The sequence below is a fragment of the Pseudomonas fakonensis genome, assembly GCF_019139895.1.
Taxonomy (GTDB): domain Bacteria; phylum Pseudomonadota; class Gammaproteobacteria; order Pseudomonadales; family Pseudomonadaceae; genus Aquipseudomonas; species Aquipseudomonas fakonensis.
The window spans coordinates 6,106,643-6,128,065 of the sequence record NZ_CP077076.1; the positions used below are offsets into that span (position 1 = coordinate 6,106,643).

Consider the following 21,423-nt stretch of genomic DNA (forward strand, 5'->3'; position numbering starts at 1 on the left):
AGGGCCTGCCCATGAATTGCGAACTGATCATCGACGCCCGCAACGGCACCGGCGAGAGCCCGGTGTGGCACCCCGGCGAACAAGCCCTGTACTGGGTCGACATCCCCGCCCGCCAGCTGCACCGCTGGCGCCCGGCCGACGGCGCGCATCAGGTGTGGCAAGGCGACGAGATGCTCGCCTGTATTGCCCGAGCCCCGCAGGGCTGGGTGGCGGGAATGCAAAGTGGCATTTTCCAGCTGCAACCCGAGGCCGACGGCAGCCTCACCAGCCGCCTGCTGAGCGGCGTCGAGCACGCCCTGGGCGGCATGCGTTTCAACGATGGCCGCTGCGACCGCCAGGGCCGCTTCTGGGCCGGCACCATGCTGATGGATATGCAGCAAGGCGCCAGCGTCGGCGCGCTGTACCGCTTTGAGGGCGAAGGCCGCCTGCACCTGCAACAGGCCGGCATGATCGTGCCCAACGGCCTGGCCTTCAGCCCTGACGGCAGGCGCATGTACCTGTCCGACTCGCACCCCGAGGTGCAGAAGATCTGGGCCTTCGACTACGACATCGACAGCGCCACGCCGCACAACCAGCGATTGTTCGTCGACATGCGCGAGCACCCCGGCCGCCCCGATGGCGCCGCGGTAGACCAGGACGGCTGCTACTGGATCTGCGGCAATGACGCAGGCCTCATCCACCGCTTCACCCCCGACGGGCGCCTCGACCGCTCCCTCGAAGTACCGGTGAAAAAACCGGCCATGTGCGCCTTCGGCGGCGCCAGCCTGGACACCCTGTACGTCACCTCGATCCGCCCTGCCGACACCGACCTCGGCGACCAGCCGCTGGCCGGCGGGGTATTTGCCCTCAACCCTGGCACCAAGGGCCTGGAGGAGCCTGCCTGGCACGGCTGAACCACCCCGGCACCCCAAACACTTGCACAAACGAAACCGGATAATAAAAAACACGGAGTTTCACCATGACCTTCAAACGCAAGCTGCTTCTTGCCGTACTCCCCCTCACCTTCAGCCTGGCCATGCCGGCCTCGGCGCTGGACATCAAGTTCGCCGAAATTCACCCGGCCGGCTACCCGACCGTGGTCGCCGAGCAGAACATGGGCAAGAAGCTCGAACAGGCCAGCAATGGCGATATCACCTTCAAGATGTTCGCCGGCGGCGTGCTGGGCTCGGAGAAGGAAGTGATCGAGCAGACCCAGATCGGCGCCGTGCAGATGACCCGGGTGAGCCTGGGCATCGTTGGCCCGGTGGTGCCGGATGTGAACGTGTTCAACATGCCGTTCGTGTTCCGCGACCACGCCCACATGCGCAAAGTCATCGACGGTGACATCGGCCAGGAGATCCTCGACAAGATCACCAACTCCGAATTCAACCTGGTAGCCCTGGCCTGGATGGATGGCGGCTCGCGCAGCCTCTACACGAAAAAACCGGTGCGCAGCCTGGCAGACCTCAAGGGCATGAAGATCCGCGTGCAAGGCAACCCGCTGTTCATCGACATGATGAACGCCATGGGCGGCAACGGCATCGCCATGGACACCGGCGAGATCTTCAGCGCCCTGCAGACCGGGGTGATCGACGGCGCCGAGAACAACCCGCCAACCCTGCTCGAGCACAACCACTACCAGAGCGCCAAGTACTTCACCCTGACCAACCACCTGATCCTGCCGGAGCCGGTGGTGATGTCCAAGACCACCTGGAACAAGCTCACCCCCGACCAACAGGCGCTGGTGAAGAAGGTCGCCCGCGAGGCGCAGATGGAAGAGCGCGCGCTGTGGGACGCCAAGTCTGCCGCCAGCGAAGAGAAGCTCAAGGCCGCCGGCGTCGAGTTCATCACAGTCGATACCAAGCCGTTCTATGACGCCACCGCCCCGGTACGCGAGAAGTACGGCGCACAGTACGCCGACCTGATGAAGCGTATCGACGCGGTCCAGTAACCCCGGCCCCTTCCCAGACGACCCCGGCAGTGCGGCGCCCGCCGCACTGCCGCTTTGGTGACGCCTATGAAATCGCTATTTCTCAGCGTGAACGACACGCTGTACCGCAGCTGCATCTGGATTGCCGGCCTGTCGATCCTGACCATGTCGCTGATCATCCCCTGGGGTATCTTCGCCCGCTACGTGCTGGGCACCGGCTCCAGCTGGCCGGAGCCGGTGGCCATCCTGCTGATGGTGGTGTTCACCTTCGTCGGCGCCGCCGCCAGCTACCGCGCCGGCGCGCACATGGCGGTGGCGATGATCACCGACCGCCTGCCACCGCTGCAGCGCCGGCTGGTATCGGTGCTGGTGCAACTGCTGATGGTGCTGGTGTGCGTGTTCATGACCTGGTACGGCGCCAAACTATGCATCACCACCTGGAACCAGTCGCTGGCCTCGCTGCCAGGGGTGCGGGTGGGCATGACCTACGCGCCGATCCCCATCGGCGGTGTGCTGACGCTGGTGTTTGTGGTGGAAAAACTCCTGCTGGGCGACCAGAGCCACCGCAAGGTGGTGCGCTTCGACCAGCTCGAAGAAAACGAAGGAGCCGCATAAATGGATGCACTCATTCTGTTGGGCAGCTTCATCGTGCTGATTCTGCTGGGCATGCCGGTGGCCTACGCCCTGGGCCTGTCGGCGCTGATCGGCGCCTGGTACATCGACATCCCGCTGCAGGCGATGATGATTCAGGTGGCCGGCGGGGTTAACAAGTTCTCGCTGCTGGCCATTCCGTTCTTCGTGCTGGCCGGCGCGATCATGGCCGAAGGCGGCATGTCACGCCGGCTGGTGGCCTTCGCCGGGGTGCTGGTGGGCTTCGTGCGCGGCGGGCTGTCGCTGGTCAACATCATGGCCTCGACCTTCTTCGGTGCCATCTCCGGCTCGTCGGTGGCCGACACCGCTTCGGTGGGCTCGGTGCTGATCCCGGAAATGGAGCGCAAGGGCTACCCGCGCGAGTTCTCCACTGCGGTGACCGTCAGTGGTTCGGTACAGGCACTGCTGACCCCGCCCAGCCACAACTCGGTGCTGTACTCGCTGGCCGCCGGCGGCACGGTGTCGATCGCCTCGCTGTTCATGGCCGGGGTGATGCCCGGGCTGCTGCTGAGCGCGGTGATGATGGGCTTGTGCCTGGTGTTCGCGAAGAAGCGCAACTACCCCAAGGGCGAGGTGATCCCGCTGCGCCAGGCGCTGAAGATCGCCGGCGAGGCGCTGTGGGGCCTGATGGCCATGGTGATCATCCTCGGCGGCATTCTCTCGGGGGTGTTCACCGCCACCGAATCGGCGGCCGTGGCGGTGGTGTGGTCGTTCTTCGTGACCATGTTCATCTACCGCGACTACAAGTGGCGCGACCTGCCCAAGCTGATGCACCGCACGGTACGCACCATCAGCATCGTGATGATCCTGATCGGCTTTGCCGCAAGTTTCGGCTACGTGATGACACTGATGCAGATCCCGTCGAAGATCACCACGGCGTTCCTGACCCTGTCGGACAACCGCTACGTGATCCTGATGTGCATCAACTTCATGTTGCTGCTGCTGGGCACGGTGATGGACATGGCGCCGCTGATCCTGATCCTCACGCCGATCCTGCTGCCGGTGATCACCGGCATCGGTGTGGACCCGGTGCATTTTGGCATGATCATGCTGGTGAACCTGGGGATCGGGCTGATCACCCCGCCGGTGGGCGCGGTGTTGTTCGTGGGGTCGGCCATCGGCAAGGTGAGTATCGAGTCGACGGTGAAGGCGCTGCTGCCGTTCTACCTGGCGCTGTTCCTGGTGCTGATGGCGGTGACCTACATTCCGGCCATCTCGCTGTGGTTGCCTAGCGTCGTACTGTAAACCCGAACCATCCCCTGTGTAGGAGCGGCCTTGTGTCGCGAAAGGGCTGCGCAGCAGCCCCCGGATTTCAGCGTTGATGCAGAGACCGAGGGGCCGCTTCGCGGCCCTTTCGCGACACAAGGCCGCTCCTACACGGGGGTGTGCTTCTGCAAATGGACCCTGCACATGGCTGTAACCACCACTGCCCCACCCCTCTTCCCGCGCAAGCTGGCCATCGCCCTGCTGGCGCTGCTGGCCTGCTCGTTCGCCGCCAACCACGTCGCCGCCCGCATCGCCTTCGATGACGGCACCGGCGTGCTGCTGGCGATTCTCTGTCGCTCAGGCATCACCTTCCTGGTACTCGCCTGCCTGCTGCTGTGGCAACGCCAGGCCCTGGGCCTGCCCAGCGGCACACGGCGCTGGCAACTGCTGCTGGGGCTGCTGATCGCCACCCAGAGCCTGTGCCTGTACTCGGCGGTGGCGCGCATTCCGGTGGCCCTGGCGCTGTTGGTGGGCAACACCTTCCCGATGCTGCTGGCGCTGCTCACCTGGGCCCTAGGCGGCGCACGCCCCACCGGCCGCACCGTGCTTTTCATGGGGTTGATCCTGTGCGGCCTGGTGCTGGCGCTGGATGTGCCGGCGCGCCTGGCCGACGGCGGCGAGGCCAACCCGCACTGGGCACTGGGCGTCAGCCTGGCCTTCGGCGCCGCCTGCGCCTTTGCCTGCGGCCTGTGGATAACCGACCACAAGCTGGCCGAGGTACGCGGCCCGGTGCGCAGCCTGCTGACCTTGCTGGTGGTGTTCAGCAGCATGCTGGTGGCCGGCGCCAGCGGAGTGATGCCGGCCGGGCTGTCGCCACCTTCGAGCCCCGGCGGCTGGGCCGCCCTGGCCAGCCTGGTGGTGCTGTACGGCGTGGCCTTCACTTTGTTGTTCGTCTGCGTACCGCGGCTGAACATGGCGCAGAACGCGCCGGTGATGAACGTCGAACCCATTGCCACCCTGCTGCTGGGCTGGGCCCTGCTCGACCAGCAACTGGGTGGCCTGCAATTGCTCGGCGGCGCCGTGGTGGTGTGCGGCATCGTGCTGCTGACCTACCGCCGCGCCAGCTGACCCGCTTTTGACAAGGAGCCCTCGATGGCAGTGACCCTGCTGCACCTGCAAGACCACTTGACCCGCCTGAGCCTGGCCCCCGATGTGGGCGCCAGCCTGGTCAACTGGACGGTGAAGGCCACCGGCCAGGCGCTGCTGCGCCACAGCGATGCGTCAGCGCTGGCCGCCGGCACGCCGCGCCGGCTGGGCTGCTACCCGCTGGTGCCGTGGTCCAACCGCATCGCCGAGGGCGGCTTTGCCCGCCCCGAGGGCTGGCAGGCGCTGATGCCGAACACCGAACATGACCCCTACCCCATCCACGGCAGCGCCTGGCAACAGGCCTGGCAGGTGGAACACCACACCGACCGGCGCGCACGGCTGACCCTCGACAGTGACGTGCCGTTCGCCTACCGGGCGATGCTGGATGTGGAGCTGCATGAGGGCTGCCTGAGCCTGGAGCTGCAGGTGAGCAACCAGGGCGAGGTGGCGAACTGGTTCGGCTTGGGGCTGCACCCGTACTTTCCGCGCCATGCCGAGACCCGGTTGCAGGCGCTGGCGCAGCATGTGTGGTTGGCGGATGAAGACCAACTACCGTCGCGCCAGGCGCCATTGCCCAAAGATTGGCAGTTCGCATACATGGGGCCGTTGCCCGAGCGGCAGGTCGATCATGGGTTTGGTGGCTGGCCGGGCAGTTGCCTCATCGAGCAGCCTGGCTATCGGCTGGCCTGCAGCGCCAGCGGCGCCGAGCATTTTTTGCTGTTCTGCCCAGAGGGCAAGGACTTCTTCTGCTTCGAGCCGGTCAGCCACCCGGTCAATGCCCATCACCTGCCAGGCAGACCGGGGTTGCGCTTGTTGCAGCCGGGGGAAGGGATGAGTTTGGGGTTCAAGGTTCAGTATCAGCCGCTGTAGCCGGGGCTGCTTTGCAGCCCTTCGCGGGGCAAGCCCGCTCCTACAGGGATCGCATGACCGTCTGGCCTGTGCTGTACCTGTAGGAGCCGGCTTGCCGGCGATGGGGCCAGCACAGGCCGCACAAGGCAGTTGCTCTTAACGCTATGCCCTATGCCAGCGCCTCGGAACTCACCGACACAGGCTGCTTGGCAGGCTCAGCCAACACCTCCCGCGCCACCTTCCACACCAGCACCGCGGCTACCACGTCGAACACCGCCAGCACCACGAACAGCGGGCTGTAGCCGATCTGCGTCACCAGCACGCCGAACACCAAGGTGAACACCGCCGCCCCCAGGTAACCGCACATCCCGCCCATACCGGTGGCCGTGGCCACCTGGTCCTTGCTGAACGAGTCCGAGGTGATCGAGTACAGCGCCCCCGACAGCGTCTGGTGGGCAAAGCCGCCGATGCACAGCAGCAGGATCGCGGTATAGGGGCTTTCCACCAGGCCGATGCAGGCCGGCCCGACCATGCAGCTGGCGCCGAACACCAGCACCATCTTGCGCGAGGTGAACAGCGATACCTTGAAGTAGCGGTGGAACAGCGGGCTCAGGTAACCGCCCAGCACGCAACCAATGTCGGCGGCCAGGAACGGCAGCCAGGCGAACATCGCCACTTCCTTGATGTTCATGTGCCGCTCGGTCATCAGGTACAGCGGGATCCAGGCATTGAAGGTCTGCCAGGCCGGCTCGGACAGAATCCGCGCCGAGGCGATGGCGTAGAAGTTGCGGGTCTTGAAGATACGCTTCCAGGCGCCCTTCTCGCGGGCCTCCTGCTTGAAGTGCGCCTCCTGGCCGGCAAGGATGTAGTCGCGTTCCTCATGGCTCAGGCGCTTCTGGTCCCGCGGGTGCTTGTACAGCAGCATCCACAGCAGGGTCCAGACAATGCCGGACACCCCCACCAGCACGAACGCCAGCTGCCAGCCGCTGTGCAGGATCGCCCACACCACCAGCGGCGGCGCCAGCAAGGCACCGAGCGATGAACCGATGTTGAACCAGCCGATGGCCACCGAGCGTTCCTTGGCCGGGAACCATTCGGTGGTGGCCTTGACCCCGGCCGGCAGCCCCGCCGCCTCGGTCATGCCCAACAGCCCGCGCATGAACGCCATGCTCTGCCAGCCTGTAGCCAGCGCCGCACCGGCACAGGCTACCGACCAGGCCATGGCGAACACGGCAAAGCCCAGCTTGGTGCCGATGAAGTCGATGAACCAGCCGGCGATCGGCTGCATCAGCGCGTAGCACACCTGCCAGGCAGCGACGATCTTGGCGTATTGCTCGGTACTGATGGAGAGGTCGCTCATCAAGGTGGGCGCAGCCACCGACAGCGTGTTGCGGGCGAGGTAGTTGACGACGAGCCCAGCCGTGACAAGGCTGACCATCCACCAACGGATGCCTTTGATCTTCATGGTTCACCTGGCTTTTGTTTTTAGAGGTGTGGTGACTGGCTCAAGGGCCGGCAGGGCCATTTGAGACAAATTGTTTCAAGCCAGAGAGTGCCATGTCATAGGTCGTCGTACAACTTCTTATTTTTCGTTCGCGCTCCTTCCCTCCTTTAGGCTTCAGCGATCCCGCGATGATAGTCATACGACCACCTCCCCCGGTGACGCCCCTCCTGCGTGTGTCGCCTGTCGCCGGCAAACCCTCAGGGAGCAAGCGGCAGGCACGCGCATTCATAGGGTAAGCATCGACGTTGTTGCAGGCCGCCCTGAGCGCTCAATGCACAACGATCCCTCCCACCTGTCTGGTAGGCTTCTTATATTTTTTTATGTGATAGAGTGTTGCCAACAGAATAAAGCAGTGGCCGCTTTTATTTGTGCTGATAGCCTACTGACACCAAGTGCAATTGATAAGACTTCGCATTTGTAGTGAGCGGAAGCGAACGACTTTTCCTTCGCAGATGTAAGAAAATTCGGAAGGTGACAAATCGGTCAACGGTGCGGGCAATGAATCATCCCATTGCCACAAAACGCGGCATAATATCGCGCCGCCTCAATGTGAATGCGATAGCCCACCTGTGGGCTAGGCCTAGCCTGATCTACGAGCCGCAAGGCGACAGCCGCGGGTTAGCGCCCTTCTATACAAGACAAGCGTTTTTCACCGTTCGATTCAACACTAGGAAGGTTGAAGTTGATGGAGCAACTGAGTAAAGCCGTGAGTGGCAGTGTAAATTTTGAGATCCCTATCTCGGTGGCCGCCATGCCCGATAATGCATCGAAGATTTCGAAAGTGGCCATTTTGCTCTGTACGTACCAGGGCCAGAATTACCTGGCAGAGCAATTGGATTCGTTCATTGCCCAATCACACAAGCATTGGGAAGTGTGGGCATCCGACGATGGCTCGAAAGACTCAACCTACTCGATCTTGGAAACATATCGAAACAAATGGTCCGAGGGACAACTGGCTGTTTGCCATGGGCCTGCCGAAGGCTTCGCCGCCAATTTTCTTTCCCTCACCTGCAAACCCGATCTTGCAGCAGACTTTTATGCCTACGCCGATCAGGATGATGTCTGGGAGGCGGACAAGCTCTCGCGTGCCTTGCAATGGTTGGAAAAAGTACCCGCCGACGTACCGGCACTCTACTGCTCGCGCACCCGCCTGGTCGATGCCGATAACAATGAAATCGGCATGTCTCCACTGTTCGAAAAATCCCCGAGTTTTGCCAATGCCTTGATGCAGAACATCGGCGGTGGCAACACCATGGTATTCAACAGCGCCGCGCGTGAATTACTGCGTGACGTCAGCGAAAACTGTTCGGTCATCACCCATGACTGGTGGGCTTACATGGTCGTGACCGGCTGTGGTGGCCAGGTGTTCTACGACAGTAAACCCACGCTGCGCTACCGCCAGCATGGTAACAACATCATCGGTACCAATTCCAACTGGATGGCTCGATTCAAGCGCATCCGTATGGTGTTCGAAGGCCGTTTCAAGCGCTGGAACGATAGCAATGTCGCGGCGCTGAGCACACTGGAGCACAGGCTTACCCCCGAGAACCGAGAAACATTCAGACGCTTTGCTCAAGCCCGTCAGATGAGCCTGGTTCCCCGCCTCGTCCAGCTCAAACGCAGTGGCATCTATCGCCAAACGCTTCTGGGCAATATCGGTCTGATTGCGGCTGCCATTTTCGGGAAAATCTGAACATTGACTGCTCTTGCGATCAGCGCCACCGGTTCAATTGAAAACCGTGTGATACCGAGCAAGGCCAACCTGCATCCCCACGCCAACAGGGTGCCAACGGGGAAAGTGGCCGCGGCCAGCCCCGTGCTAGCCTCGAGCGGCAGCCGGTGCCACACCCCTCAAGCGCTTGAAAGACCTGCCGCGTTGTTCGCCACAAGCGACCACGCTCAATATCCGAAACGCCTGCTGCACGAGACGATCCACTGATGAAATCGACACCTTTGACGATTCCCGTCTTAATTCTTTTCGAACCCAAGGCATTTGGCGACGATCGCGGTTATTTTTTCGAAAGCTTCAACCAGCGCACGTTCAAAGCTGCAATCGGCAGGCCTGTATCCTTCGTGCAGGACAATCACTCGTGCTCGGCAAAAGATGCCGCGGGCTCGCCCCTGAGGCAAGCCGAGGTGTTCATCTGATGCAGGACTTTCCAATCTCGCCGTGCGAAATGCTGGCCAGCCTGTGGCGTAACCGAAGCCTTGTCAGAGCCTTGGTAAAGCGCGAGGTGTTCGCTCGCTACCGCGGTTCGGTGATAGGCCTTGCCTGGTCATTCCTGAACCCTCTGCTGATGCTCAGCGTCTACACGTTCGTGTTCTCGGGCGTCTTTTCTTCACGCTGGGCCTCGGCCGAAGACAGCAAACTGGATTTTGCCATCATCCTTTTTGTCGGCTTGATCGTGCACGGGTTGTTCGCGGAATGTATAAACCGCGCCCCTGCGCTGGTTGTGTCCAACGTCAATTACGTCAAAAAGGTCATCTTCCCTCTGGAAATCCTGCCCTGGGTCTCCCTGGGGGCCGCGTTGTTCCACATGGCGGTCAGCCTGATCGTGCTGCTGTTGGCGCAGGTCGCAATCAACCAGGTATTACCCTGGACAGCCGTGTTCTTCCCGCTGGTGCTGCTGCCCCTGGTGCTTGGCATCATGGGGTTGACCTGGTTTTTCTCGGCGCTGGGCGTCTACTTGCGCGACCTGGGGCAAGTTACCGCGATTTTCACCACCATCATGCTGTTTATGTCCGCCGTGTTTTTCCCTATTTCGGCGTTACCCGAGCGATACCACATCTGGCTCCATCTCAATCCCCTTGCCGTCATTATCCAGGAGGCAAGGAAAGTGCTGGTGATGGGGCAACTACCGGACTTTTCGTTATTGGCCGCAATACTGGGGCTGGGTGCACTGTTTGCCTGGGCTGGCTTTGCCTGGTTCCAGCGCACCCGCCGGGGGTTTGCTGATGTCCTCTGAAATCGCCATTGCCGTCGACAACCTCAGCAAGTGCTACCAGCTGTACGCCAGCCCGCGAGACCGGCTCAAACAGATGATCTACCCTCGCCTGCAGGCCCGGCTTGGCCGCGCGCCGCAGAAGTACTATCGCGAGTTCTGGGCACTGAGCGATATCCATTTCGAGGTCAGGAAAGGCGAAACCATCGGTATCGTAGGCCTCAACGGCTCCGGTAAGTCAACACTGCTCAAGCTGATTTGCGGAACCTTGTCGCCCACCACCGGTTCGGTGCAGACCCGGGGCCGGGTCGCAGCCCTGCTTGAACTCGGGACAGGTTTCAATCCGGAATTCACAGGCAAGGAAAACGTCTACCTGAACGGCTCTATTCTGGGGCTGAGCGAAGCAGAGATCGATGCCAAGTATGACGCAATCCTGAAGTTTGCCGACATCGGAGATTTCATCAATCAACCGGTCAAACGCTACTCGTCTGGCATGTACGTAAGGCTTGCATTTGCCGTCATCGCCAATGTAGATGCGGATATCTTGATCATCGATGAAGCCCTGGCTGTCGGCGACGCGATCTTTTCGCAGAAATGCATGCGTTTCTTGCGAGATTTCAAGAAGCACGGCACCGTTTTCTTTGTCAGCCATCACGCCGGCGCTGTCGTCAATCTTTGCGACAGGGCGATATGGCTGGAGAAAGGCCAAGCCGTCGCCATCGGGCCGGCGAAAGAAGTGTGCGAGCAGTACCTCGCCAGACGTTATCAATCGACCGTCCGCGAGCGGCAGCCAGCCAACAACACATTGAGCCCAAGCACCGTTGACAGCGACACGCGCGCCAAGCGCCTGTCTGAAAGCCGCGATATGCGCATGGCTTTCATCAACAGCACGAATCTGAGAAACGATATCCAGATCGTGGAGTTTTCCCATGAGAAAAAGGGCTTCGGCAACGGCGGCGCTCAAGTTGATTACGCCGGTCTCGAAGACCTCGAAGGCAAGCGTCTGTCCTGGGTGGTGGGCGGCGAAACGGTCAGGGTAGTAGTTGAGGCGTCCATCCTGGTCGAATGCAGGAGCCTTATCATCGGGTTCAACATCAAGGACAGGCTGGGGCAGGTGGTCATCGGGCAAAACTCTCATCTCGACAGCTGTCTGACACCGGTCGCTGCAGCACCAGGCGAAACAGTGCAAGCGGTATTCTGCTTCCGCTTTCCGATACTGCCGCGTGGCACGTATGCCGTGGATGTGGCAGTGGCAGATGATCGGCATGGCGAGATCATCCAACTTCAGTGGATGTATGACGCCTTCATACTGGAGTCGCAAACTTCGAGTGTAATGGGTGGGCTGATTGGCTTGCCATTCGACAGCATTGAATTGCGTAATACAAAAGTGGAAACAGCAAATGAGTTCTAGATCGTCGTCGGCACCCAAGCCTGCCATTTTCATGCATATTCAAAAGACCGCCGGCTCATCGGTCGTCCATTTAGCCAGAGCTTATTACGGTAATGAGAACGTCTCCAGCCATGGCGATCATCTTGAGGGCTTCACCGACTTCCCGCTCAAGGACAAGTTTTTCAGCCATGAGCGGATACTCGTCGAGTTCGGACACTTGCCTTTTATCTCCGGGCATTTCGGCTATGATTTTGCCAAACCCTTCATGCAGCAGCGCTATTCTTTCACCTTCCTGAGAGACCCGATCGAGCGCATTCTTTCGTTCTACTATTTTTGCAAGTCGCGCGACCCCGAAGAGTACAGCATTTACAAACTGGTTCAGGAGCTGACCCTCGAAGAGTTCCTGCAGCGCGGGCTGGAATCTGCCGACGTCAAAGCGTGCATCTGGAACACCCAGGCTTGGCAACTCGCCAATGGTTATGGCAACTCCAACGGGCGCAACATCAATATCATTCCCCCCGAGGAAATCCTCGCCCTCGCCCTCAAGCACCTCGACGAGTTCTCCTATATCGGCTTTGCCGAGACCTTCGAGAAAGATCGGGACAATATTCTGCGGGCGTTGAACATCACCCCCCCCACTGAAAAGATTGTCACCAACGCCAACCCCGGACGGCCCATGGCAAAGGACCTGCCGCCCTCGACCCTGGCGCTGCTTCATGAGTTGACTCATCTCGACCGGGCTGTCTATGAAAAGGCTTGGTCGAAAAACAATTCATTTTTCGCGAAATATATACGGCCTTGGCTGCCTGTTAAGTGAAGCGTGATGCCGCTGACCTGACGGCACGTGCCCCACTTGTGAGGTCAGCCACTGAAAACACTAGGGTATTCAGCATGTCCAAAACCAGCGCACTACTCGATTGGCATCAGACCGAACGCCGTCGACTGATTGAAAAGAATCTGGACCTCACCGAGAACTGCCTGACAGGTTCTATCTATGAAGACCCACCCCTGAAGGCCCTGGGGTCCGAAACGTTTGACCTACAGTTGAGGGAGTACGGCTGGGACTGGCCTTCTGTCGCCCATACCATGATTGGAAGAAAGCGCCTGGCCAACGTGCGACGCTTGACCGAAAGTGTCATTGGCACGGGTGTCGAAGGTGATTTCATTGAGACCGGCGTCTGGCGCGGCGGTGCGTGCATCATGATACGAGCCGTGCTGGATGCCTATTGCATCAAGGATCGGACCGTCTGGCTGGCGGACTCGTTCGAAGGCCTTCCGCCGCCTGACGAAGAGAAATACCCGGCCGACAAAGGCGACAAGTTTCATACCTATGCCGATCTGAGTGTCTCCATGGAGCAGGTCAAGCGCAACTTTGAAAAGTATGGCCTGCTCGATGAGCAGGTCAAGTTCCTGAAGGGCTGGTTCAAGGACACCCTCGCCACTGCGCCGATTCAAAAGCTGGCACTGTTGCGCCTGGACGGCGACATGTACGAGTCGACCATGGATGCCTTGACCGCGCTGTACGAAAAAGTCTCGGTCGGCGGGTATGTCATCGTGGATGACTATAACGTCGTCGAGGGCTGTAAGAAGGCAGTGCATGACTTCCTGGATAGCAGGAACATTACCCCCGAGATCATCGAGATCGACGGAGTAGGCGTCTACTGGCAAGTGGCCTGATGACAATGTGCGCCGTTGGGTCCATGCCTTGCACGGACGCGTTCGTTCCGCCAGAAAAGCAAGCAACGCGTCTAATGGAAATTTCTGAAAAACCGTGGAGAGGTGCATGAGCAGCACACGGCATACTTATGATTACGTGGTAGATACCGCTTCACAGACTGCGCCCGCCAATGTGATACGCATGGTTGGGCAGCACAAGCGTGTGCTCGAGATCGGTTGTGGTCCGGGCTCCATCACCAAACTGCTTGCCCAGCAGGGCCAGTGTCGGGTGACCGGCCTCGAGCTCGATCCTGATGCGATCAAGCTGGTCGAGCCGTATTGCGACGCAGTCATGCAGGCCGACCTGAACGCCGCCGACTGGCCACAACTGCTCGACAGTACAGAGCGCTTTGACGTGGTCGTGGCTGCCGACGTTCTGGAGCACCTCTACGACCCCTGGACCACACTCAAGCGCATGGTGCCGCTGATGTCGCCGGAGGGCTATCTGGTCATCTCGCTGCCGCACGTGGGTCATGCCGCGATTGCGGGTTGCTTGATGACCGGCGACTTCGACTACCGCGACTGGGGCTTGCTGGACCGCACCCATATTCGATTCTTTGGCCTGAAGAACATGGAAGACCTGTTCGCCCAGGCCGAGCTGAAAATCGTCGAGGCTCGTTTCGTCACCAAACCTCCCGAGGATACCGAGTTCGCGCCTGCCTGGTCACGCTTGAGCAGCCAGGTCAAATCGGCCCTGTCGAGCAGCCCGCACGCTCATGTTTATCAGGTGGTTATCAAGGCGGTGCCGCTCAGCGGCCCTGGTGAACCGGTGAGCTTGATACCGCCGGCACCGGTAGACCAACTGTTGCCAAGCGTTTCATCGGTGAAATCACGTATTGCGGCAAGGCTGAGCCCACAGGCCAAGTTGCGGATACGCAAGATTTTCGGGCTCTTCAGAGTCCGCATGTGAAACATTTTTACTTAGGCATTGCCCGGTACTGAATAATTACTCATGAATACTATCAAGTCTCCCCCCGAGCAGCGCGATCAGGTACCACGACTGATCGCTTTCTACCTGACCCAATTTCATCCGACGCCTGAAAATGATAGTTGGTGGGGGAAGGGGTTTACCGAATGGACCAACGTCACCAAGGCGAAATCGTTATTTGATGGCCATTACCAGCCTCATCTGCCGACTGACCTGGGCTTTTATGACTTGCGTCTTCGCGAATCACGCCACGAGCAGATCAAGCTGGCCAAACAGTATGGCGTGGACGGGTTCTGCTATCACTACTACTGGTTCTCTGGCCAGCGCATACTCCGCCAGCCCCTGGACGACATGCTGGCCGATCCTGAGAGCGACATGCCCTTCTGTCTGTGCTGGGCCAACGAGAACTGGACGAGGCGATGGGATGCGGCTGAGCATGAAGTGCTCATCGCGCAGAGATACCTGCCTGACGATGATTTAAACTTTATCAAGTCGTTGGTGCCGATCTTTGAAGACACACGGTACATTCGCGTCGACGGCAAACCTTTTCTGATTGTCTACCGTCCGCAGCACTTACCGGATGCCGGGAAAACCCTGCTGGTGTGGCGTGACTACTGCCGCGAGATCGGCATTGGTGAAATCCACCTCTGTGCAGCGCTGACCCACGGCAACGAAGACTACAAGCAATACGGGTTTGATAGCGGGGTCGAATTCCCTCCCCACAACCTCAAGCAGGCGAACGTCAACACTGAGCTGTCCTTCCACGAAACCTTCACCGGCAACGTGATGCAGTATGGCACCGTTGCAGGCGGCTACCTGAGCAGGGATTACACCGGCCAGCGTGTATTCAAAACGGTATTCCCTTCTTGGGATAACACCGCGCGCACCAACAGCCGGGCACTGGTCATGTTAAACGGCACCCCGGAAAACTATGAGTGCTGGCTGTCTTCCACCATCGATCTGGTCAAGCAATCCAGGGATGACAATCTGATTTTCATCAACGCCTGGAACGAGTGGGCTGAAGGCTGCCATCTCGAGCCCGACCGGTTGCATGGCCATGGGTTCCTCCAGGCAACGCTGAATGCCAAGCAAGGGGTCCGCAAATTCGGCTTCGGCCAGTTTCCGCATACCCACATCCCCGTCATCGATGTAGCCGAATACCGGAGCTTCAAAGGCGACTCCCTGGAACTGCTGCAATTCCATGGCGCTCGGCTGTTTTCCCGAGTAAAGGAAGCGATCAAGCGCACCAAACCGCTTCACCGCGTCCTTTTTCCCTTTGTGCGCCTCGGCCGCTATCTGGTGGCGAAGTTCAGCTGATCAGATAGCCCCCAGCAGCGTGCGGACGGCGCACGCTGGGTCATCGCCCGATGCAGCAATGGTGAATTCGGGCGTGACGGGCGGCTCATAGGGGCTGTGAATCCCCGTCATGTTGGGCAGTTGCCCATTCCTGGCCTTTTTGTAGAGTCCCTTGGGATCACGCTGTTCACAGACCTCTAACGGCGTATCGACAAAGACTTCCATGAAGTGCTGCTCGCCTATCAGCTCCCGAGCCATCTGACGCTCTGCTCTGAAGGGGCTGATGAAAGCCGTCATTACCACCATTCCGGCGTCCATCATCAATCTGGCGACTTCAGCTACACGGCGGATATTTTCCACCCGATCGGCGTCGGTGAAGCCAAGATCCTTGTTGAGCCCCTGGCGAATATTGTCGCCGTCGAGGATATAGGTGCGCATGCCTTGCGCATGGAGCTCCTTCTCGAGTGCGTTGGCAAGCGTCGATTTGCCCGAGCCGGAAAGGCCGGTAAACCAGATAACCTTGCCAGCGTGGCCGTTAAGCCGCTCACGGTCCTGGCGACCAATGCTCAGCGCCTGGCGGTGCACGTTCTGTGCCCTGCGCAGGTTGTGGCTGATCATTCCAACAGCGACAGTCGCATGGCTGTACTTGTCGACCAGAACAAACCCGCCCAAGGTACGCGATTGCGCGTAGCTGTCGAAGACCAGGGGCTTGCTCAATGCAAGGTTGGCGACAGCGATATCGTTCGACTGCAGCTTTCTGCAGGGCTCATGACCGTGGGTCGTGACATCCAAGCGATATTTCAAGGCGGTGAGGCTGGCGCTGGCCCATTGATTGGCCAGCTTGATTTCATACATCCTGCCGATCAGCCCAGGTTCGTCATGCAGCCATACCAAGGTGGCTTCGAACTGATCAGTCATCTCCAGCGGGGTATCGCTGCCGGCCAGAATGTCGCCCCGTACAGCGTCCACATCCCGATCCAACTGCAAGGTAATGGCATCACCCGGGTTGGCGATGTCCAGGTCTTTGTCGGCAGTTACGATGCGTGAGATTTTGGCTGTCTGGCCCGAAGCGGTCACTCGCATTTCGCTTCCCACCGCCAACTGCCCGGAGGCCAAGGTGCCGCTGAGACCACAGAATGTGGCATCCGGGCGATTGACCCATTGCACCGGAAATACCGTTTTTGCTTCTGCAGGGTACTGGGCCTGGAGGGTTTCCAGGCAGGCAATCAAGGTAGGGCCCTGATACCAGGGCGTCTGCGCCGAGCGCGCGGCAATGTTGTCACCGTTCAGCGCCGAGAGCGCAATGGCTGTGACGCAGTGCAAGCCCAGAGGCTCGACCATTGCGTTGAAGGCCGCCTGGTGGTCGGCAAACACTTGGGAGGCATAGGCCACCTCGTCCATCTTGTTGACAGCAAGAATGATATGCCTGATACCAATCAGCGACGCCAGGTAGGCGTGCCGCCGAGTTTGCGTCGTCATGCCCTGGCGTGCATCGACAAGCAGTATCGCGGCGGTGGCGGTGGACGCTGCACTGACCATGTTGCGCGTATACAGCTCACTGCCTGGCGTATCGGCAACGATGAAGCGCCGGTGGGGCGTGGAGAGAAAACGGTAGCCCACATCAATGGTCATGCCCTCTTCCCGTTCTGCCTCAAGTCCATCGATCAGCGCGGCTAGCGCAAAGCTCTTGCCTTGCCCCCCCAGACTTCTGACGTCGGCTTGCAATACGCTCATGGGCTCTGCGCCAAGCTGTCCGGACTCGCACAACAAACGCTCCACCAAGGTGCTCTTGCCAGCGCCAGCACTGCCGCAGACGATAACCCTCAAAAGGTCTTGAGAGGCCCGCTGCCCGAGCCAATCGGCAAGCGTGGCGGGCACCCGCGCAGGTTGCTCGGACGAGCGCATTTTTGTAGCACGCGACATCAGAAGTAGCCCTCGCGCTTTCTCTTTTCCATTGAGCCGGCGCTGTCGGTATCGTCCAGGCGTCCCTGCCGTTCAGGTTGGTGTGTGTTGACAAGTTCCATCAGGACGTCCTCGATTGATGTGGCTTCAGAGTCGATCGCACCACTGAGCGGATAACACCCCAGCGAGCGAAAACGCACGTTGCGGATCTGAATCTGCTCGCCAGGCAACAACCTGCAGCGACCGTCATTGACCACCCTGATCATTTCCGGCCGCACAACCACGGCCCTGGGCTTGGAGAAATACAAGGGAACCACGGGAATCCTTTCTAGGTAGATGTAGTGCCAGATGTCCAGCTCGGTCCAGTTCGACAAAGGGAATACGCGCATGCTCGCGTTCTGTTGCTGACGAGTGTTGTAAAGGCCCCAGAGTTCGGGGCGCTGGGATTTGGGGGCCCAATGATGAGTTGCGCTGCGGGACGAGAAGATACGCTCCTTGGCGCGCGACTTTTGCTCATCACGACGTGCGCCGCCAAGCACCATATCGAACTTGTGCTTTTCCAGCGCCTGGCACAGTGCTTGGGTTGCAGTGATATCAGTGAACAGCCCGCCACCGTGGTCAAAAGGATTGATCTGCTTCTCGATGGCCTGAGCATTGCTGTGCACCAGCATCTCCATGCCGCTTTCCCGCATCATCAAGTCCCTGAACAGGTACATTTCCTGAAAATCCCAGCCAGTATCGACATGCAGCAAGGGAAACGGCGGTTGCGAGGGGTAGAAGGCCTTGCGTGCGAGGTGGAGCAAGACCCCGCTGTCTTTGCCACTGGAGTACAGCATGGCCGGGTTACGCGCCTCGGCCACCGCCTCTCGGAGGATATGGATGCTCTCGGCTTCGAGCCGCTTAAGGTGCGCAGACAGTTCGCCAAGTGGGCGGACCGCAGGCGTACCGAACCTGGGAAGCTCGATCCCGGCACTCATTACGGGCAAGTAAGCTTGGGGGCAGAAGCGGATCTCAGGCATGTCTCCGGCGTCATGCAGCAAGCCAACCAGAGCACCATGGGGGAAGATCGCCAGGGGCTTGCCGATATTCTGCTGCAACGCTGCAAAGGCGTTACGCAGCGCCGGCAGGTCGAGAGTGGCCAAGGGCACCCAAAAACGCGCACCGCGGGCATCGTTGGCGTGCAAGCATGGCTTGCCGGTAGGTAGCGGGCTCAGTTGGGCGAACAGTACTCGGTCGCGACGTTTGCGCGCCTGCTCCAACGCCCAGGCCAGCACGAGCGTATTGAGGCGGCGGTCTTTTTCGTCCCGCAACAGCACGTCACTCAACTCCGTAGGCAGCAGGCCGCAACCATTCAGGCGTCTTTCAGCTGTGCGTTTACTATCGGCTTGGCCACACTGGTTGAGGTGTGCGTAGGCACGCTCGGTGTTCCAGACCTGTTCAGCCTCCAGGCCGCTGATTGCGGCTGCGAAAACTGTCGTAATTTGACTCATTTGAACGCCCGAGTGAAAAATCTGAAGTGCTGCATATGATTTCTCACAAGATACACTTCATTTTCACATTTTGCGACGAACGCGAAGCGGGCCTTTGGTCCTGTCGCAGAAGTCCTAGATCAGCCCAGGCAATTCAATTGTTCGGGATACAGCTCTACAGAAAACAGCGAGGTGTTTCTGGCCAGATAGAAGTGTTCCTGGTGAATCTTGAACTTGCGCATTGCCGCCATCAGCTGCGGTTCTTTACACGCCAACTGCTCCAGGCCACGACGAATGCCGGCTTGCATGCTGGCCTTGCGTTCATCGGAAAAGCTGCTCGCTGCCAGGTTGATCCGGTAGCGATAAAACATCGTGTCGCCATAGGTCAAACCGACGAACTCAAGCGTGGTCAGGGCATCCACCTGCCTGGGCAGCGTCGCGTTCAACTGCGCAAGGCGTTCGCTCAGCAGCGCCTGCTGCGCCACCTTCTCCTGCTCGGCCTTGTGCGCGAAATAACGGCCAACGCCGGTTATCAACAACACAGCAGCGATACTCAGATAATAATTGCGTGGGTTGCGCCGCTTCTTCGGCGCCAGTTTCATCAACATCCTTGATCACTCGTACTGGATACAAAAAGCCCCTGGAGGAACCAGGGGCTGTACCGAACACCGGGCCGTATTACTCCACAGTTACCGACTTCGCAAGGTTACGCGGTTGGTCCACATCAGTTCCCTTGAGCACCGCCACGTAGTACGACAGCAGTTGCAGCGGGATGGTGTACAGAATCGGCGCCAGGGCATCGATGATGTGCGGTACCTTGATCACATGGGTGCCTTCGCCGTTGCTCATGCCGGCCTGCTCATCAGCGAACACCACCAGCTCACCGCCACGGGCACGCACTTCCTGCAGGTTGGACTTGAGCTTTTCCAGCAGCTCGTTGTTCGGCGCCACGGTGACCACCGGCATATCGCTGTCCACCAGCGCCAGCGGGCCGTGCTTGAGCTCGCCGGCCGGGTAGGCTTCGGCGTGGATGTAGGAGATCTCCTTGAGCTTCAGCGCGCCTTCCATCGCCACCGGGTACTGGGCGCCACGGCCGAGGAACAGGGTGTGGTGCTTGTCAGCGAACAGCTCGGCGGTTTTCTCCACCACCTGGTCCATGGCCAAGGCCTCGCCCAGGCGGGTCGGCAGGCGGCGCAGCTCTTCTACCAGTTCGGCCTCGACGCCATGTTCCAGGGTGCCACGCACCTGGCCCAGGGCCAGGGTCAGCAGCATCAGCGATACCAGCTGGGTGGTGAAGGCCTTGGTGGAGGCCACGCCGATTTCCGGGCCGGCCAAGGTCAGCAGGGTCAGGTCGGACTCGCGCACCAGCGAGCTGATGCCGACGTTGCAGATCGCCAGGCTGCCGAGGAAGCCCAGTTCCTTGGCGTTGCGCAGGGCGGCCAGGGTGTCGGCGGTTTCACCGGATTGCGAAATGGACACGAACAGGGTGTCTGGCTGCACCACCACCTTGCGGTAGCGGAACTCGCTGGCCACTTCGACCTGGCACGGGATGCCGGCCAGGCTTTCCAGCCAGTAACGGGCAACCATGCCGGCGTGGTAGCTGGTACCGCAGGCGACAATCTGCACGTTGCGCACCTTGGCGAACAGCTCGGCAGCCTGCGGGCCGAAGGCCTGGACCATCACATGGTCCTTGCCCAGGCGGCCTTCCAGGGTGCGCTGCACCACCGAGGGCTGCTCGTGGATTTCCTTGAGCATGAAGTGGCGGTACTGGCCCTTGTCGGCGGCTTCGGCGCCTTCGCTGTGCTGCACGGTCTCGCGCTGCACCGGCTTGCCGGCCTGGTCCCAGACCAGCACCTGGTCACGGCGGATCTCGGCGATATCGCCTTCTTCGAGGTACATGAAACGGTCGGTGACCTGGCGCAGGGCCAGCTGGTCGGAGGCCAGGAAGTTCTCGCCCAGGCCCAGGCCGATCACCAGCGGGCTGCCACTGCGGGCGGCGACCAGACGGTCGGGCTGGTTGGCGTTGATCACCGCCAGACCGTAGGCGCCGTGCAGGCGCTTGACTGCGGCCTTGAGGGCTTCGGTCAGGTCCGGGGTGGTCTTGAGCAGGTGGTGCAGCAGGTGCACGATCACCTCGGTGTCGGTCTGCGAGGCGAACACGTAGCCCAGGCCCTTGAGCTCGTCACGCAGCTCTTCGTGGTTCTCGATGATGCCGTTGTGCACCACCGCCACTTCATGGCCGGAGAAATGCGGGTGGGCGTTGCCTTCGGTCGGCGCGCCGTGGGTGGCCCAACGGGTGTGGGCGATGCCCAGCTGGCCCGCCAGCGGGTCGGCGGTGACTGCGGCCTGCAGCTCGGCGACCTTGCCAATGCGCCGGCGGCGCTCCAGGCCCTGCTGGGTCAGCACGGCCAGGCCGGCGCTGTCGTAGCCACGGTATTCCAGGCGCTTGAGGCCTTCGATCAGAATGGCTGTGATGTTGCGTTCGGCAACGGCACCCACGATTCCACACATAAGA

General features: G+C 60.3%; 18 protein-coding genes and 1 pseudogene. 14 read left to right on the forward strand and 5 right to left on the reverse strand.

The window, feature by feature from the left end:
• Nucleotides 1-11: 11 nt before the first annotated feature.
• The 6 genes from KSS94_RS26965 to KSS94_RS26990 all read left to right on the forward strand — a co-directional run bounded on the left by KSS94_RS26965 (nucleotide 12) and on the right by KSS94_RS26990 (nucleotide 5,782).
• The gene (locus KSS94_RS26965) at nucleotides 12-893 is read left to right on the forward strand and encodes a glucurono-1,5-lactonase (RefSeq protein WP_217841047.1); all 882 of its coding nucleotides are present in this window, start codon (nucleotides 12-14) and stop codon (nucleotides 891-893) included.
• Between the two features lie 65 nt (nucleotides 894-958).
• Complete coding sequence (locus KSS94_RS26970) at nucleotides 959-1,930, forward strand: TRAP transporter substrate-binding protein (protein WP_217841048.1); 972 nt, start codon at nucleotides 959-961, stop codon at nucleotides 1,928-1,930.
• Between the two features lie 66 nt (nucleotides 1,931-1,996).
• Nucleotides 1,997-2,524: a TRAP transporter small permease gene (locus KSS94_RS26975; protein ID WP_217841049.1), complete on the forward strand. Its 528-nt coding sequence runs from the start codon at nucleotides 1,997-1,999 to the stop codon at nucleotides 2,522-2,524.
• On the forward strand, nucleotides 2,525-3,805 hold the full coding sequence (locus KSS94_RS26980; protein ID WP_217841050.1) for a TRAP transporter large permease: 1,281 nt from the start codon (nucleotides 2,525-2,527) through the stop codon (nucleotides 3,803-3,805).
• 165 nt (nucleotides 3,806-3,970) lie between these two features.
• Nucleotides 3,971-4,894 (forward strand): EamA family transporter, encoded by a 924-nt coding sequence (locus KSS94_RS26985; protein WP_217841051.1) that lies wholly within the window; start codon nucleotides 3,971-3,973, stop codon nucleotides 4,892-4,894.
• Between the two features lie 24 nt (nucleotides 4,895-4,918).
• Complete coding sequence (locus KSS94_RS26990; protein ID WP_217841052.1) at nucleotides 4,919-5,782, forward strand: aldose 1-epimerase; 864 nt, start codon at nucleotides 4,919-4,921, stop codon at nucleotides 5,780-5,782.
• 148 nt (nucleotides 5,783-5,930) lie between these two features.
• On the opposite strand, the gene KSS94_RS26995 is transcribed toward KSS94_RS26990, so the two are convergent.
• The gene (locus tag KSS94_RS26995; RefSeq protein WP_217841053.1) at nucleotides 5,931-7,226 is read right to left on the reverse strand and encodes an MFS transporter; all 1,296 of its coding nucleotides are present in this window, start codon (nucleotides 7,224-7,226) and stop codon (nucleotides 5,931-5,933) included.
• A 724-nt stretch (nucleotides 7,227-7,950) separates the two neighbouring features.
• Here KSS94_RS26995 and KSS94_RS27000 point away from each other — a divergent pair.
• From KSS94_RS27000 to KSS94_RS27035, 8 genes and pseudogenes are all read left to right on the forward strand, one after another.
• Complete coding sequence (locus KSS94_RS27000; protein WP_217841054.1) at nucleotides 7,951-8,958, forward strand: glycosyltransferase family 2 protein; 1,008 nt, start codon at nucleotides 7,951-7,953, stop codon at nucleotides 8,956-8,958.
• Nucleotides 8,959-9,203: 245 nt separating this feature from the next.
• Nucleotides 9,204-9,368, forward strand: a pseudogene (locus KSS94_RS27005) (dTDP-4-dehydrorhamnose 3,5-epimerase family protein); the annotation flags it as partial.
• 44 nt (nucleotides 9,369-9,412) lie between these two features.
• Nucleotides 9,413-10,231, forward strand: coding sequence for an ABC transporter permease (locus tag KSS94_RS27010; RefSeq protein WP_217841056.1), 819 nt, complete (start codon nucleotides 9,413-9,415; stop codon nucleotides 10,229-10,231).
• Entirely contained in the window at nucleotides 10,221-11,618 is a 1,398-nt protein-coding gene (locus KSS94_RS27015; RefSeq protein ID WP_217841057.1) for an ABC transporter ATP-binding protein, read from the forward strand. The genes KSS94_RS27010 and KSS94_RS27015 overlap by 11 nt, the downstream gene beginning before the upstream one ends.
• Nucleotides 11,608-12,414, forward strand: coding sequence for a sulfotransferase family 2 domain-containing protein (locus KSS94_RS27020; RefSeq protein ID WP_217841058.1), 807 nt, complete (start codon nucleotides 11,608-11,610; stop codon nucleotides 12,412-12,414). Before KSS94_RS27015 ends, KSS94_RS27020 begins: the two co-directional genes overlap by 11 nt.
• Before the next feature lie 74 nt (nucleotides 12,415-12,488).
• Entirely contained in the window at nucleotides 12,489-13,274 is a 786-nt protein-coding gene (locus KSS94_RS27025; protein ID WP_217841059.1) for a TylF/MycF family methyltransferase, read from the forward strand.
• Between the two features lie 106 nt (nucleotides 13,275-13,380).
• On the forward strand, nucleotides 13,381-14,223 hold the full coding sequence (locus tag KSS94_RS27030) for a class I SAM-dependent methyltransferase (protein ID WP_217841060.1): 843 nt from the start codon (nucleotides 13,381-13,383) through the stop codon (nucleotides 14,221-14,223).
• 42 nt (nucleotides 14,224-14,265) lie between these two features.
• On the forward strand, nucleotides 14,266-15,558 hold the full coding sequence (locus tag KSS94_RS27035; protein ID WP_217841061.1) for a glycosyltransferase WbsX family protein: 1,293 nt from the start codon (nucleotides 14,266-14,268) through the stop codon (nucleotides 15,556-15,558).
• Here KSS94_RS27035 and cysC read toward each other — a convergent pair whose 3' ends face one another.
• From cysC to glmS, 4 genes are all read right to left on the reverse strand, one after another.
• Nucleotides 15,559-17,442, reverse strand: coding sequence for an adenylyl-sulfate kinase (cysC, locus tag KSS94_RS27040; protein WP_217841062.1), 1,884 nt, complete (start codon nucleotides 17,440-17,442; stop codon nucleotides 15,559-15,561).
• A gap of 17 nt (nucleotides 17,443-17,459) precedes the next feature.
• Nucleotides 17,460-18,929, reverse strand: a complete 1,470-nt coding sequence (cysD, locus tag KSS94_RS27045) for a sulfate adenylyltransferase subunit CysD (RefSeq protein ID WP_217841063.1) — start codon at nucleotides 18,927-18,929, stop codon at nucleotides 17,460-17,462.
• A 119-nt stretch (nucleotides 18,930-19,048) separates the two neighbouring features.
• Nucleotides 19,049-19,510, reverse strand: coding sequence for a hypothetical protein (locus tag KSS94_RS27050; protein WP_225935821.1), 462 nt, complete (start codon nucleotides 19,508-19,510; stop codon nucleotides 19,049-19,051).
• Nucleotides 19,511-19,586: 76 nt separating this feature from the next.
• A complete protein-coding gene (gene glmS / locus KSS94_RS27055; RefSeq protein ID WP_217841065.1) occupies nucleotides 19,587-21,419 on the reverse strand; it encodes a glutamine--fructose-6-phosphate transaminase (isomerizing) in 1,833 nt (610 codons plus the stop codon).
• Nucleotides 21,420-21,423 lie beyond the last annotated feature (4 nt).

What these genes read in the sequence shown, in the direction of transcription:
- KSS94_RS26965 (WP_217841047.1), top strand. Translation starts at nt 12, where the DNA reads ATGAATTGCGAACTGATCATCGACGCCCGCAACGGCACCGGCGAGAGC.
- KSS94_RS26970 (WP_217841048.1), top strand. Translation starts at nt 959, where the DNA reads ATGACCTTCAAACGCAAGCTGCTTCTTGCCGTACTCCCCCTCACCTTC.
- KSS94_RS26975 (WP_217841049.1), top strand. Translation starts at nt 1,997, where the DNA reads ATGAAATCGCTATTTCTCAGCGTGAACGACACGCTGTACCGCAGCTGC.
- KSS94_RS26980 (WP_217841050.1), top strand. Translation starts at nt 2,525, where the DNA reads ATGGATGCACTCATTCTGTTGGGCAGCTTCATCGTGCTGATTCTGCTG.
- KSS94_RS26985 (WP_217841051.1), top strand. Translation starts at nt 3,971, where the DNA reads ATGGCTGTAACCACCACTGCCCCACCCCTCTTCCCGCGCAAGCTGGCC.
- KSS94_RS26990 (WP_217841052.1), top strand. Translation starts at nt 4,919, where the DNA reads ATGGCAGTGACCCTGCTGCACCTGCAAGACCACTTGACCCGCCTGAGC.
- KSS94_RS26995 (WP_217841053.1), bottom strand. Translation starts at nt 7,226, where the DNA reads ATGAAGATCAAAGGCATCCGTTGGTGGATGGTCAGCCTTGTCACGGCT.
- KSS94_RS27000 (WP_217841054.1), top strand. Translation starts at nt 7,951, where the DNA reads ATGGAGCAACTGAGTAAAGCCGTGAGTGGCAGTGTAAATTTTGAGATC.
- KSS94_RS27010 (WP_217841056.1), top strand. Translation starts at nt 9,413, where the DNA reads ATGCAGGACTTTCCAATCTCGCCGTGCGAAATGCTGGCCAGCCTGTGG.
- KSS94_RS27015 (WP_217841057.1), top strand. Translation starts at nt 10,221, where the DNA reads ATGTCCTCTGAAATCGCCATTGCCGTCGACAACCTCAGCAAGTGCTAC.
- KSS94_RS27020 (WP_217841058.1), top strand. Translation starts at nt 11,608, where the DNA reads ATGAGTTCTAGATCGTCGTCGGCACCCAAGCCTGCCATTTTCATGCAT.
- KSS94_RS27025 (WP_217841059.1), top strand. Translation starts at nt 12,489, where the DNA reads ATGTCCAAAACCAGCGCACTACTCGATTGGCATCAGACCGAACGCCGT.
- KSS94_RS27030 (WP_217841060.1), top strand. Translation starts at nt 13,381, where the DNA reads ATGAGCAGCACACGGCATACTTATGATTACGTGGTAGATACCGCTTCA.
- KSS94_RS27035 (WP_217841061.1), top strand. Translation starts at nt 14,266, where the DNA reads ATGAATACTATCAAGTCTCCCCCCGAGCAGCGCGATCAGGTACCACGA.
- cysC (WP_217841062.1), bottom strand. Translation starts at nt 17,442, where the DNA reads ATGCGCTCGTCCGAGCAACCTGCGCGGGTGCCCGCCACGCTTGCCGAT.
- cysD (WP_217841063.1), bottom strand. Translation starts at nt 18,929, where the DNA reads ATGAGTCAAATTACGACAGTTTTCGCAGCCGCAATCAGCGGCCTGGAG.
- KSS94_RS27050 (WP_225935821.1), bottom strand. Translation starts at nt 19,510, where the DNA reads ATGAAACTGGCGCCGAAGAAGCGGCGCAACCCACGCAATTATTATCTG.
- glmS (WP_217841065.1), bottom strand. Translation starts at nt 21,419, where the DNA reads ATGTGTGGAATCGTGGGTGCCGTTGCCGAACGCAACATCACAGCCATT.